We start from the raw sequence: 12,140 nt of genomic DNA, 5'->3' as shown, positions 1-12,140 counted from the left end.
ATGCCAAGAGCCTTTGAGCTGGCCAGCGCTCAGCCTTGGCTGATGCTTCCTGACGCGCTCGACAATCTGCTTTCCATCGCTGATAGGCAGAATGATCTGGAGGCGCTGGAAACCCGGCTGGGGAAGCAACTCGACAACACCCGCACCGTCACCCAGCGCGGAAACGTTGCTGTCATTCCTGTAACTGGGCCGATCTTCCGCTACGCGTCTTTCTTTACCCGCATCAGCGGCGCCACCAGCACCGGCACCATTGCGATCGACCTGCAGGCCGCTCTCGATAACCCCGCCGTCAAATCAATCGTTCTGAACATCGACAGTCCAGGCGGCGAAGCCAACGGCATCAACGAACTGGCCGACATGATCCACGCGGCGCGCGATAAAAAACGCATTGTCGCCTATGTCGGCGGAAGTGGCGCCAGTGCCGCTTACTGGATCGCCAGTGCGGCCAGCGAAGTCGTGGTGGATGACACCGCGCTGATCGGTTCCATTGGTGTCGTGCTGAACGTGTCCGTCAACAAGGATGAGGGCGGCAAGAAGAGCTACGAAATCGTAAGCGGCACAGCGCCGAACAAGCGGCCAAACATCGAAACCGACGAGGGGCGGGCAGAAATCACCAAAACGGTGGATGCCTTGGCCGATGTGTTTGTCGGCAAGGTGGCTCGAAACCTCGGTGTCTCCGCTGACAAGGTCCCAGAAATGGGCGGTCACGGGGGGCTGAAAGTCGGCGCCGAAGCTGTTGCATCAGGGTTGGCGCACCGCGTTGGCTCGCTCGAATCTGTTATTGCCGAGTTGGCCGGTCCTGCCAGCAACCCACCGAGGAAAACCTTTGTGACTACCGTAAAAACCACGGCGGAGCTGCACGCAGCTATTGAGGCCGGCGCCGATCCGAAGACCATCACCATTGCGGCCGCAGAAACAGTCGATGCCGAGGCAATCCGCGCCGCAGCGACTACCGATGCCACCGCTTCCGAGCGGGCTCGCTATGCCGGCATCACTGCTCTGTCCACTCCTGGCTTTGACGCTGAAATCAAAGCCGCTCTGGCCGACGGTTCCAGTGTGGAAGCGACCGCCTTGGCTCTTTACACCGCCGCCAAGGATCGCGGCATCAGCCTCAGCGGCATTGAAAATGATGCCACTCGCGCGGCGGCCGCAGCGGCGGCAACTGGTCAGGGCAAGAAAACCTTCTCCACCAAAAATATCTGGGCCGGCCGCAAAGGAGCAAAAGCATGAACTACGACACCATCACTCAAGGGGCGCGCACCGCTGCCTTTTTGCTGAACGAGGCGAGCGGCGAACGCTCGCGCGAGCAGATTCTGCTCCTGAAAGGCGCTACGGCATTTCCCGCCGGTCAAATTCTGTCGAAGAATGCGGCAGGCAAATACGTTGCTTTCGTGGCTCCGGCCGAGGGCGTCGCCGCCCAAGTCGCGATCCTTTACGAAGGTCGCGATGCTGATAACACTGCGGATCGTTTCGCTGCAGGCATTGTGCGTGACTGCGAAGTGATCGAAAGCCTGCTGATTGGTCTGACAGACCCAGCAAAAGCCGCCTTGACAGCCGCCGGGATCATCCTGCGCTAACCCATCAACCCAATTTATAAAGACCGCCGCTGGCGGTTTTTTCGTTTCTGGAGAACGGAATGGCCGATCTAAGTATTTTCGGGGGCGACGACTTTGGTCGCATCGCAATGACCACTGCCATCAACCAGCCGGTTGAAGGGCAAGCGGTGCCCACACGTCTGGACACTCTTTTCGAAGAGGAAGGCGTGACCACCACTGCTGTTTTCATCGAGCGTGAAAACGATAACCTGACGCTGGTGCCCGCTGCAGAGCGCGGCGCTCCGAGTGATCCAACCACCGGCCCTGGCCGGGACATGATCCCGTTTCAAACCATTCACCTGCCAACCCGCGCGGTAATTCGCGCTGACGAAGTCCAAGGCATTCGCGCTTTTGGTACTGAGAGCGAGCTGGAAACCGTGCAGGCGATGGTGGACAAGCGTTTGCTGAAAATGCGCAAGCGCCTTGAGTCGACAATTCGCTATCAGCGTGTCGGTGCACTTACTGGCAAGGTCTATGACGCCGACGGGACCCGAGTTTTGCTGGACCTGTATGCGCGCTTTGGTATCGAACAGCAGACCGTAGCGTTCGCCATGAATGCGAGCGAGACCAAACTGCTGGCCAAGGTCACCGAAGCCAAGCGCAAGGCAGAAGATGCGATTGGTGGAACCGGCATCATCGCTGGCTGGCTCGGCGTTGCGGGCCGCAACTGGTTTGACGCATTCACCAACCACGATTCGGTGCAGAAGGCCTACGACCGCTGGAACGACGGCCAGTTTTTGCGCGACGACAACCGCGCGGGCTTCAGCTTTGGCGGCGTGAACTGGGAAGAGTTCTACGGCAACTTGGGCGGCGTTTTGTTCATGGATCCGGATACCGCTTACCTGGTGCCGGTGGGTGTTGATGGCTTGTTCATCACCAACTACGCCCCTGCGGATTACATGGAGACGGTCAACACCACCGGTGTGCCGTTCTACGCCAGCCAGGAACCGTTGCGCCACAACAAAGGCATCGACATGGAAGCACAGAGCAACCCGCTCAGCCTGTGCACCCTGCCTCGCGCCATCATCAAACTGACCAAGTGATGGGTGGCTCGGAGTTCGACGACATCTTCGATGATGCGGACGACGAGCTGTTCGACATGTTCGGCGAGCGGGGCGGTGCTGTTTTCCAAGCCAAGGATGGCGGCCCTACCAAGGAAGTGGGGGCGGTCATCCAGCGCAATGTTGGTTCCGCCGGCGGCGGCAGCTTTGTCGCCGTCGCGCTCGCCGTTGATCTGCGCATCAGGGATGTCCCTGACCCGCAGCGCGGCGATCTGCTGACCGTCAACTGCAAACGCTATGCCTTGGGCGAGTGGATGGGCACAGATGGGCTCATCAATCGCTATTCACTCATGTCGACGGACTGAAACCGATGATCAATCTGTTAACTGCGGGGCGCAAGGCCCTGATTGAGCGGCTGTCCACAATATCTGTGAGCAGCGGCTACCTCACTCAGGCTGGGGCGAATACCCGTTCTGGCTGGTTCAACGAGGTGATCAAGGATCGATCCGTCGCGTTCCCTCTCATCGTCGTGCAGAAAGCGAAAGGGCTGGCCCCGGTGGCCGGTCCGCATGCGCTGAAGGTTTTTTCCGGATTCAACGTTGTCGGCGCGGTTCAGGCCGGGATCGACGATTACGAGGATGCGGTCGAGGCGTTGGAGCACGACTTGTTGCAGTGTCTCATGCCGACGCAAGGTGTCCTCCCGGGCTGGCTTCCACGCGGTATCAGTGGAATCACTGTTGGCGCTCCTGAAATCTTCCCTCCCGCTGAGGGCGTCACGGCCGCCACGGTCCTGATCCCCGTTCACCTTCATACCATTATCCAGGTGCAACCAAATGCCTAAAGACGAAGTTGCTGTGGTGGCTCCGGCCGCCAGCGGCGATCAGGTCGACCGTGCCGCGCCCCGGTTCGAAGTCGATCTGATCAAGCCTCATACCCAAGCTGGGATATCTTTTCAGTCGGGTGCAAAAATCAAAGTCACCGCCGCGCAACGCACCTGGCTTAAGGCCGAAAAGGTGATCGCCGGCGACACCCAGGAGAAGTAAAACATGTCCCGCGAAATTGAAACGTTCGTCGTCGGCGGTCTGGTCAAAATGCGCCTCTACGGCATTGGTGGCCCGTTCATGCCGATCGGCTTGGTGTCGACACTCGCCCAGGCCATTGAAAAAACTGACCTGACGCTGGCTGACACCACTACCCCGCAGGGCGGCGAATACGATTCGATCAGCCGCATTACCAGCATGGGCCTGACCATGAACTGGCGCGAGCTGTACACCGAAAACCTCGCATTGATGTACTGGGGTGATGTCACTCGCATCCCGTCTGAAACGGTCAGTGACGAAGCTCATACGGCCACCAAGGGCGGCACCATCAAGCTCGACAAGATGCCGCTGAGCATCACGTCGGTGGCGTTGGCCAGCGCTCCGGCAACCGTGTTCAAGGACGGTGACGATTATCAGATGACCGGTTCCGGCATCGAGATCCTGTCTGGCGGTGCAATTGCGGAAGCTGCAAATCTGCTGATCGATTACCAGTGCGCTGAGGTTGATGTCATCGAAGCGCTGACCAACAGCGGCAAGGTCGTTGAATTCCTCTTTGAGGGCGCGAACGCCGCGGGCACCAAAAAGCGGTTGAACCTGCAGTATTTCCGTTGCCAATTGAGCCCCGCAGCAAGTACCGATTGGATCAGCGCTGACGATTTCATGGGCTCGGAAGTGGCAGTTAAAGTCCTTTCCGATCCGAAGAAAGTCGGCGCGGGCAAGTCGAAGTACATGCGCATTGAAAAGGAAGTTGAGTCGGTCGCTTAACTTCTGAGTCAGTTTTCGGTGGATAGATCGAAACCCGCTTAGGCGGGTTTTTTATGGGGTTTATATGGCAGCGCAAACCAACAGCCGAGAAATAGCCATCGGTGAAGTTACGGTGATTTGTCGAGAAATGACAGTATTGCAGGTTCGCAACTGGCTTCAGACCTATTCAGAGCCTGTTGCGCTGGATATCGTGGATTCATATTTGTTTGTCGATTGCAGTCTGGATGATTTGAAGCGAATGACGGACCTGACCCCCGCGATTATCGACGGCCTAAAGCCCTCGCAGGTTCAGGAGGTAATCGCTATTTGCAAAGAATTGAACCCGCATTTTTTCGCGATGCTGGGCAGGCTGGGGCAAGCCCTACACCTCCCGGCCAAAGTCTAAAGAACATTGATACAACGCTGAATGCTCTGGTTCGTTTGGGCCATGCAAACGCCTTGTATTACCCCTGGTCTTATTTCAATGCGGCTATCAAGGCGGCAAAGTGAGTATCCGTGTCTGATATCGAACTAAAGCTGACAGCCGACGTTGACCAAGCAACCAAAAGCGTAGGCGGTTTTCGAAAGGAGTTTGCCGACCTAGTTCGTGTAGTTGAAAAGCCACTGCGTCAGATAAACACCTTTCGTGAATTGGAAAACACTATTGAGAAAACCGGGCGGCAGTTGGCGACCGCTCGGGACAGCGTGCGGGCACTTGGCGATCAGATGGCATCGACAGCTATCCCGACCAAGCAGCTACAGCTTGAATACCGAGACGCAACCAGTCAGCTTAAGTTGCTGGAGCGACAAGAGGCCTCGCAGAGCCTGCAACTGGGCAAGATGCGCCGCGAGCTGCAAGCGGCCGGTACAGATACACGAAACCTCGCCAGTGAACAGAAGCGGCTTCAGGGTGAGCTGTCGAGGCGCTTGAGCACTGGTCAGGCTGACAAAACCGTCCAAACAGGCAAGGTTGACCTGGGAATCACCAAGTATTCCGACAGCACTGCACAGATTTCCAAGCTTCAAGAGCAGTTCACCTTACTGCGCTCGACTGGCAGGCTGACCGCCACCGAAATTGCTATCGGGCAGAACACTTTGCGTCAGGCGCTATCTGAATCCTCCAATCAGACCCGCGTCCTCACTGGAGCTACCGCGACCTGGAAGGGCGGCTTGAGCGATGTCCGCTCCGAAATTCTGGCCGGTGCGGCTGCCTTTGCAGGCTTCGCATTAGCGGCTGGTAGTTCGTTCAACAGCTTCGCCAGTTTTCAGCAACAGATTGCGGCCATCGGTACTATTACCGACCTCACTGACGATCAGCTTAAGGGTCTTTCGGAAGGTATTCGCGGTATCAGCCGTGACATGGGCAAGCAATCCACGGACAGCGCGGCTGCGGTTTATGAGCTGTTGGGTAGCGGTGTTGAAACCGCTGATGTGATGAAGGTTCTGGCGTCTTCGACCAAGGCCGCCGTGGCGGGAATGTCGGACACCAAGACCGCCGCCGGCGTTGGGGTTTCGATCATCAACGCCTATGGCGAAAGCATGGGCAATCTTGATACCCGTTACGACCAGCTTTTCCTTGCGATCAAGGATGGTGTGGTTTCCTTTGACCAGTTCTCGGCAGGCCTGGGGCAGGTTCTGCCGACCGCTGCTGCGGCCAAAGTAAGCTTTTCTGAGGTGGCATCATCCATCGCGCGTATGACGGTGCAGGGCATTCAGGCGCCTCAAGCATTCACCGGCTTGACCAGTGCCATCAACCAGTTGGCAGCGCCGGCGCCAGAAGCGGCCAAAGCCATGGCAGCGCTGGGCATTGAGTGGAAAGGCCTGACCGCAACCATTCAGCAGATCGCGCAAAAGAAAATCGGCTTTGAGGCCATGCGGCAAATAATCCCGGACACAGAGGGCCGAACAGCAATTCTAGCCCTGTCCAAAAACTACGCCCAATTTGCCGATCAGGTTGACCGGCTGAACCATGCGGCGGGTGCCACGGAAGTGGCCTACAACAAGATGAAAGCCACGCCCGAAGCGCAGATGCAGCGTTTTGACGCCGCAATGAAGGATCTCCAAAACACTTTTGGTGCTGCGGTAGCGGCGGGTCTGCCTGTAGTGCGTCTTCTGACTGACTTGCTCAATGCATTCAATAGTCTGCCCGAGCCGTTACGTAACGGCATTGTGTCGACCGTTGCGCTGGGGGTAGCCGCCGGGACTCTTTCGCTGGCTATAAAATCGGCCGCTGCGGTGTTTGCATTGTTTCGTGGCAGTTTATCTGGTGTCGCTCCAGCAGCCATTACGGCCGGATCTGCCATTGATGGCTTGTCCGGCAAAGCCGGAAAGCTGAAAGGAATTTTTAGCGGCCTGGGAGGGACGGTTCTCACTGCGGAACTGATTTACGTTGGTGGGCAGTTGAGCCAGCTCTACAGCCTTTATTCAGAGATGCAAGAGCTTGAAAAGTCGCAGAAGGATCAAGCCAAAACTCTGGATGATCTGATTCGCGTTAATTCGACTTACAAAGACACCTTGGTTTCCACTACTGCCGAGGTGGCAAAAATGTCGGAGACGGAGCGCAAAGAGTATGTGCAGCGTCTTCAGAATGCCCAGACCTATTATTCAAAGTTAGCCGAACAGATAGCACGCGCTGATTCTGCTAAGAACGGACCCACCGCGCCGGTAACTCAAGAGGCGATGGATGCGTTCAAAAAGTCTCGCGAATACGGGAAAGCCTTAGAAGCAGAAGCTGGTTATGAGAAGCAACGAACCGACAGTGCGCAGGCCTACAGTGATCAGTTGAAGGGCATTCAGACCAAGCTGACCACCGACACCAAAACGGCGCTTGCTAAGCAAGTGGCGGCGCAGCGAGTTGCAACGGCCGAAATCAAAAAGGCTCTGAAAGAGCAAGTCGATACCAAGAAAAAGTACACCGATGCCCTGGCCGCAATTGATGGCAGCGGTTCGACAGATCCCAGTTACGGAGCAGCCCAGTCACTAAAGGTAAGCGCTCGTAAAGCACTGGCCTCCGGTGACGTGGAAACCGCAAAAAAACAGGCCGATTCTGCTCTGAAAATGATTCAGAAGTTGGCTGACAATGGCGAGAATACTTACGGCTTTTCAGGATTTATCAAAGAGCTGCAAGCCATTGAGACCCAGGCAGACGGTATTTCTCTGGACAAGGCTCAGGAAGGTTTAAAGGCAGCAACTGCGCAGGCGGTGGACTTCAAGGCGGAACTTGCGAAACTGAAAACGCTGACCATCACCCCGACGCTTTCTGAGGACGGAATGGCGCAGGTCAAAAAGCAGTTGCGAGACCTGCAAACCTCGCTCGGTCAAGCTGTGGATCCTGCCATTGCCTCCAATGCTTTACCGCAAGGTAAGAATCTGGCGGAAAGTCTGGTCAATAAGGTGAGCGGCACTGCCCAAGCGGAAGTCAAAAACGGTGTGCTTGCTACTGATGCTAACAATGGGCAATTGAAATACGTTCCAGGGCAGGCCAGCTACTCTGATCAGTCGGTGGGTGTAACTGTAAAACCTCAAGTGAGTTCGGACGCTGCCTCCAAGATTCAAAGCCAGCTTGATCAGCAGGGTGATATACCGGTCGATCTTGATCCTGAATTGCCAGATTTGGATTCTGTAGATGTGCCAGTTGAGACGTCTGTGGATTCAGCCTCCGTGTCTGAGGCTCAAAGCCAGATTGCGGCAATGGCTGAGGGCTTGCGTCGTTCGCTAACCATACCCGTTACGGTAACGGGGGCTGATGGTGGTCCGGCTGTGGCCAGCAGCGACATACCAACCTTTGCAAGGGGCGATATGGTGCGCGGTCCTGGCACCGGAACCAGCGATAGCATTCTGGCCAGGGTCTCAAATGGCGAGTTCATCATGCGCGCAGCGGCCGTTCGGCATTACGGTCCCGACTTACTGCGCAGCATCAATGAGCGGCGATTGCCAGGGTTTTCGAGTGGTGGTGAAGTTAGTCCCGGTTTTTTCCCTAGCGTGGCCGCGCCGAGCCAGGACTTGCTCGAACAGGCCAGCCCAAGGGCGCCGGAAAACTGGGGAAGTCTGAGTCTCAATGCTGGCGGGGAGGTCTACCAAGTGCAGGTAGAGCGCCAGGACATGGGCCGTATTTTGCGCAATCAGCGATTGAAATTCGGCGCGCCGTAATCTGCTATGGTTCCGCGAAATTTAACAGGGAGCGGTTAATGGCTGAACCATTCACAGTAAGACGGCTTAAGCCATATCTGTTGTTGTGCGTGCTGTTATTGATAATGGTTTATCTCAACCGGAACGCGGATGACAGACCCAGCCGATCCAGTGCAGAGCAGGAAGCTTTTAAGACCTGTGAAGCGCTGGTCAGGCAGCGCGCCGCCTTCCCTTCATCGGTAGACGTGCATTACGTCACGGGCATGGGGAGTGATTTGTCGGGTGCCGGAGGAAAGCCCCGAGTAGCGTTCAACTTCGACGCAAAAAACGCATTCGGCAACATGCTGCCCTATCAAGCGTCATGTGATTTTGGCAGTGACCCGCCCTCGGTGATCGTCACCAAGCGCTAAACCTTTTTGTTCAAGCGAACCGCCCTAAGTGGCGGTTTTTTTGTGTCCGGAGTAAATGCATGAGCCTACCTCTTGTCACCTTGGGTGGTGTTCCCATCGTGTTGCACGCCGGTGCGCCGGACCAGTCTGACACGCCGCTGCTGGGGGAAACTGTGGTGCGACTTTCGGGCGGTGCCGGCGTGAAGATGACTCACTGGGGAAAAGCTTCTGGTTCGATCAGTGGCCAGGGCTGGATGCCCCCAGGACTGGACGGCCTTGACTACAGTCAGCCGCTTGAACTTCGCCTGACTTCGCAAGAGTGCATTGTCGGTGATTCTTTGTCTTATGCCCTGACCAGCCTTGTGCGGCCTGACACTAGCCCGAAGGCATTCGCCTTGGTTGGATCTGAGTGGGTCCAGACTTCCTGCGAGCTGGATGGCTCGATAGCCACGGCAGGCCAGGTGATAGGCGGCACCAAGTACATGATCCAATGGATGCCGGTTTACAACGTCTTCGCCAGTAAGCCGCCAAAGTCCATGAGCGCAGCGCAGGCAACGTTCGGCTGGTCTATTGCCTGGGAAGAAATCTGATGCTTCTCAACGGATCGCCGCTTAACTCTGCGCCTCTTAACGGCTTGTACAGTGGCGCGGCAGGATCAGACCCAAAACCCGTTGTTCCAGGGAATGCATTCCGTTGGGCGCTGCGCGTTCTGGTCGGCGGTGTCGACTTCACGGCGCGGCTGACCGGCCAGGTGGAAGTAGATCGCGAGCGAGGTGCTGCGGGTTTGGCCACCTTCACATTGCAAATGCTGCCTGGCTCTATCCTGCCCATGGATTGGGTGGGCCGCACGGTAAGCATTGACTACATCACCAATGCCTTGGGCGTCACAACGCAAAAGCGCCGTTACACCGGCCGTATCGTTACAACCGAGTGGGACTCGATTGGACGTTTGCTGTTGTGTCATTGCGGGGATCAACTTCAGCAGCGGATCGAAAAACTGACGGTCGCACAGATTGATGCCTTGGTGCCGGCGTACTGGTCGATTGATGTTTTCTCGGAGGCAGAGGGCCGCAGTCGCTGGGACTATCTGAGCGAGCGTCTGAGCACAGTGCAATCAAGTTTGGATTCATCTGCCGGCGGCGAACTTCGCCTAACGACCTGGTACGCAGGTAGCGTGGACTTCACATTTGGTGCGGGCACCAGTATTTATGATTCGGTAAGCGTTGGTTATGCAGATCTGACAAGCCTGACGAACACCGTCGAAATCGAGGCGAGCTATCGGTTTTCGCGGCTGCACCAGCGAAACGAGACATTCACCTGGCGTCACCCGGACACCAGCGGTTTGGGCGGTACACAAGGTTTCTGCCAGTGGCGGCAGAGCAGCTCGGAGCTGCCCGACGTTGCCATGATGAAAGACTCGGCGTCCTCTGCCGGGCTGAACATTATCAAGTCGCCGATCTACATCAAGACCCCGGCAACCGGTGCGAACATTTGCGGCAACGGTGTGCCATGGATCAATAACTATCCCGACTTACTGCTGGGTGTGACCTTCACCGGCGGGCGGCGCTGGGCTCAGGCTGTTACGGAAAAGTACGTGCTTACGGTAGTGGCTGAGGCCAGCGTGGAGCAGGCCGGCGAGGTAATTGCGCGCGACTCGCTTTCCATTGATTACACGACTGATCGAGGCAATGCGTGGGAAAGCGCCCCGTTTGGCCTTGAGGTGCCCTCGGCAGTCGACGGCAGGTCGGGCCACGTCGACGAGCGTGACGAATCACAGCGGCAGGCCGCGTTGCGTTGTCTGCTCAATCAGGCCAAAACAACGGTGGTGCTGGCGCACAGCGCCACGGCTGTGAGCTGGAGCGTACCGACCAGCATGGTGCTGGATGTTGACCTGATCCATACCTTGCGACTTGACGATCAAGGCGTGCTTGCTCAGGCGCGCTGTAGTCGCGTTGCCGACACGTTCGACCTTGCCTCGGGCTCTGCTGTAACCACGCTGACCGTGAAGGTCATGCGCTGCGGTGGGGCAGATCAGGATGCGCTTTCGGCTCCAGCTTTCTCAACCGCTGCGCAGGAAGCCGATATCGCTGTACCGGCGCTGGGCACCCAGCTTGGGGGCAAGCCCAGTTCGCCTGTTTACAACGACAGCCTTGATGGGTTTTCCGGCAACTACGACAACGCCGATCCAACACTCCCGGTTTTTGATAGACGCCTGCAAATCACTGCATCTGAAATCGCTGCTACTGAGCGAGACGAAAAGGTCGTGGACATCGCCGCACGGTATCGATTGACCATTCCCAACGACCCACTGGAGCTTTAAGCATGAGCCTCGAAAGTGATCGCCGTAGCGCCGGGGCGTCAGCGGTGGCTAGCCGCCAATCCGGGGCGACATCCCTGATTGCCGAACGAAAGGCCATCGCAACCGGAATCAGCACTGATCGCAGCGGATCTGGATCGCAGATCAGCGACGACATTAACCGCCTGGTAACACCCAAGAAAAAAACCACTTCTTTGCCGGCTCTGGATCCGCGAGGTCGGGTGCCAGCGGCAAAGGGCGTCGGGACGTTCAATCCGAAGAATGCGCCGGCGACATCCGGTGGCGGTATCGCAAGCCCTCTCACGGAAACGGCATTCAAGGCTCGCGAGTATTGGCCAGACGGGATGCTGAGCAGTGACGGCCTGTTCTCGATTCCTGCCATCAAAAAACTGGTGCTTGCCGACGCAAACGGCGCTGAAGCCGTGATCAACCTGGCGCAGCCAATCCCTGCCTAGTCCATCCCGTAAAGGACTGTCATGAATTACGTAAACAACTGGATCACGCAGCTCAATGCGGACATGCAGCAGGCGGCAACGGTGTTGCCGATCAGCGCTTCTGCCGTCGCGCTGCTGGGAAACGGGGAGTATCGGTTAACGCTGGTCAACTCGCTTAATCCTGTCGAGCAAAGCGCCTGGGAGATCATCGCGCTCAAGAAAGCGGGAGGTGTAGTCACCGTTTCCCGAGCGCAGGAAAACACCGGCGCCCAGTTCTGGCCGATGGGCACCGTTATCTATTGCTCGATCACGGCGGGAGGGATTAACCGGATGGCTGAACAGATCGCCGACCTGGTTGCACGGGTCGCGGTGCTTGAGGCCGGTGGTGGTGATGGTGGCGGCGGCGTAACACCCGCCCCGGATGGGGCCTTGACGTCAGATAGCGGCGACTTGCTCGAAGACGAACAAAACAATCAACTGGTAGGCGAATGA

Annotated in this window: 14 protein-coding genes; all 14 read left to right on the top strand. The window is 57.1% G+C overall.

Annotated elements, in window-relative coordinates; genetic code table 11:
• The 14 genes from OYW20_RS19305 (at position 1) to OYW20_RS19240 (ending at position 12,140) form a co-directional block, all read left to right on the top strand.
• A complete protein-coding gene (locus OYW20_RS19305; protein ID WP_268797524.1) occupies positions 1 to 1,230 on the top strand; it encodes a S49 family peptidase in 1,230 nt (409 codons plus the stop codon).
• A complete protein-coding gene (locus OYW20_RS19300; RefSeq protein ID WP_268797523.1) occupies positions 1,227 to 1,577 on the top strand; it encodes a head decoration protein in 351 nt (116 codons plus the stop codon). The genes OYW20_RS19305 and OYW20_RS19300 overlap by 4 nt, the downstream gene beginning before the upstream one ends.
• 59 nt (positions 1,578 to 1,636) lie before the next feature.
• A complete protein-coding gene (locus tag OYW20_RS19295; RefSeq protein ID WP_268797522.1) occupies positions 1,637 to 2,638 on the top strand; it encodes a major capsid protein in 1,002 nt (333 codons plus the stop codon).
• Positions 2,638 to 2,961, top strand: a complete 324-nt coding sequence (locus tag OYW20_RS19290; protein ID WP_268797521.1) for a head-tail joining protein — start codon at positions 2,638 to 2,640, stop codon at positions 2,959 to 2,961. The genes OYW20_RS19295 and OYW20_RS19290 overlap by 1 nt, the downstream gene beginning before the upstream one ends.
• A gap of 5 nt (positions 2,962 to 2,966) precedes the next feature.
• Positions 2,967 to 3,437 carry a hypothetical protein gene (locus tag OYW20_RS19285; RefSeq protein ID WP_268797520.1) on the top strand — a complete coding sequence of 157 codons (471 nt, stop codon included), beginning with the start codon at positions 2,967 to 2,969 and terminating at the stop codon, positions 3,435 to 3,437.
• Positions 3,430 to 3,639, top strand: a complete 210-nt coding sequence (locus OYW20_RS19280) for a DUF7210 family protein (RefSeq protein ID WP_268797519.1) — start codon at positions 3,430 to 3,432, stop codon at positions 3,637 to 3,639. The genes OYW20_RS19285 and OYW20_RS19280 overlap by 8 nt, the downstream gene beginning before the upstream one ends.
• Before the next feature lie 3 nt (positions 3,640 to 3,642).
• On the top strand, positions 3,643 to 4,401 hold the full coding sequence (locus OYW20_RS19275) for a phage tail tube protein (protein WP_268797518.1): 759 nt from the start codon (positions 3,643 to 3,645) through the stop codon (positions 4,399 to 4,401).
• Positions 4,402 to 4,465: 64 nt separating this feature from the next.
• Positions 4,466 to 4,786, top strand: coding sequence for a hypothetical protein (locus OYW20_RS19270; RefSeq protein WP_268797517.1), 321 nt, complete (start codon positions 4,466 to 4,468; stop codon positions 4,784 to 4,786).
• A 110-nt stretch (positions 4,787 to 4,896) separates the two neighbouring features.
• On the top strand, positions 4,897 to 8,529 hold the full coding sequence (locus OYW20_RS19265) for a phage tail tape measure protein (protein ID WP_268797516.1): 3,633 nt from the start codon (positions 4,897 to 4,899) through the stop codon (positions 8,527 to 8,529).
• 38 nt (positions 8,530 to 8,567) lie between these two features.
• Positions 8,568 to 8,918, top strand: coding sequence for a hypothetical protein (locus OYW20_RS19260; RefSeq protein WP_268797515.1), 351 nt, complete (start codon positions 8,568 to 8,570; stop codon positions 8,916 to 8,918).
• Positions 8,919 to 8,977: 59 nt separating this feature from the next.
• Complete coding sequence (locus OYW20_RS19255) at positions 8,978 to 9,487, top strand: hypothetical protein (RefSeq protein ID WP_268797514.1); 510 nt, start codon at positions 8,978 to 8,980, stop codon at positions 9,485 to 9,487.
• Positions 9,487 to 11,217: a hypothetical protein gene (locus OYW20_RS19250; RefSeq protein ID WP_268797513.1), complete on the top strand. Its 1,731-nt coding sequence runs from the start codon at positions 9,487 to 9,489 to the stop codon at positions 11,215 to 11,217. Before OYW20_RS19255 ends, OYW20_RS19250 begins: the two co-directional genes overlap by 1 nt.
• 2 nt (positions 11,218 to 11,219) lie before the next feature.
• Positions 11,220 to 11,669, top strand: coding sequence for a hypothetical protein (locus tag OYW20_RS19245; protein ID WP_268797512.1), 450 nt, complete (start codon positions 11,220 to 11,222; stop codon positions 11,667 to 11,669).
• 21 nt (positions 11,670 to 11,690) lie between these two features.
• Entirely contained in the window at positions 11,691 to 12,140 is a 450-nt protein-coding gene (locus OYW20_RS19240) for a hypothetical protein (RefSeq protein WP_268797511.1), read from the top strand.

Origin of the sequence: Pseudomonas sp. BSw22131, assembly GCF_026810445.1 — a bacterium.
GTDB lineage: Bacteria > Pseudomonadota > Gammaproteobacteria > Pseudomonadales > Pseudomonadaceae > Aquipseudomonas > Aquipseudomonas huanghezhanensis.
This window is presented reverse-complemented; position numbering and strand designations above follow the sequence as displayed.

What these genes read in the sequence shown, in the direction of transcription:
- OYW20_RS19240 (WP_268797511.1), top strand. Translation starts at nt 11,691, where the DNA reads ATGAATTACGTAAACAACTGGATCACGCAGCTCAATGCGGACATGCAG.
- OYW20_RS19305 (WP_268797524.1), top strand. Translation starts at nt 1, where the DNA reads ATGCCAAGAGCCTTTGAGCTGGCCAGCGCTCAGCCTTGGCTGATGCTT.
- OYW20_RS19300 (WP_268797523.1), top strand. Translation starts at nt 1,227, where the DNA reads ATGAACTACGACACCATCACTCAAGGGGCGCGCACCGCTGCCTTTTTG.
- OYW20_RS19255 (WP_268797514.1), top strand. Translation starts at nt 8,978, where the DNA reads ATGAGCCTACCTCTTGTCACCTTGGGTGGTGTTCCCATCGTGTTGCAC.
- OYW20_RS19290 (WP_268797521.1), top strand. Translation starts at nt 2,638, where the DNA reads ATGGGTGGCTCGGAGTTCGACGACATCTTCGATGATGCGGACGACGAG.
- OYW20_RS19270 (WP_268797517.1), top strand. Translation starts at nt 4,466, where the DNA reads ATGGCAGCGCAAACCAACAGCCGAGAAATAGCCATCGGTGAAGTTACG.
- OYW20_RS19295 (WP_268797522.1), top strand. Translation starts at nt 1,637, where the DNA reads ATGGCCGATCTAAGTATTTTCGGGGGCGACGACTTTGGTCGCATCGCA.
- OYW20_RS19260 (WP_268797515.1), top strand. Translation starts at nt 8,568, where the DNA reads ATGGCTGAACCATTCACAGTAAGACGGCTTAAGCCATATCTGTTGTTG.
- OYW20_RS19280 (WP_268797519.1), top strand. Translation starts at nt 3,430, where the DNA reads ATGCCTAAAGACGAAGTTGCTGTGGTGGCTCCGGCCGCCAGCGGCGAT.
- OYW20_RS19285 (WP_268797520.1), top strand. Translation starts at nt 2,967, where the DNA reads ATGATCAATCTGTTAACTGCGGGGCGCAAGGCCCTGATTGAGCGGCTG.
- OYW20_RS19250 (WP_268797513.1), top strand. Translation starts at nt 9,487, where the DNA reads ATGCTTCTCAACGGATCGCCGCTTAACTCTGCGCCTCTTAACGGCTTG.
- OYW20_RS19245 (WP_268797512.1), top strand. Translation starts at nt 11,220, where the DNA reads ATGAGCCTCGAAAGTGATCGCCGTAGCGCCGGGGCGTCAGCGGTGGCT.
- OYW20_RS19275 (WP_268797518.1), top strand. Translation starts at nt 3,643, where the DNA reads ATGTCCCGCGAAATTGAAACGTTCGTCGTCGGCGGTCTGGTCAAAATG.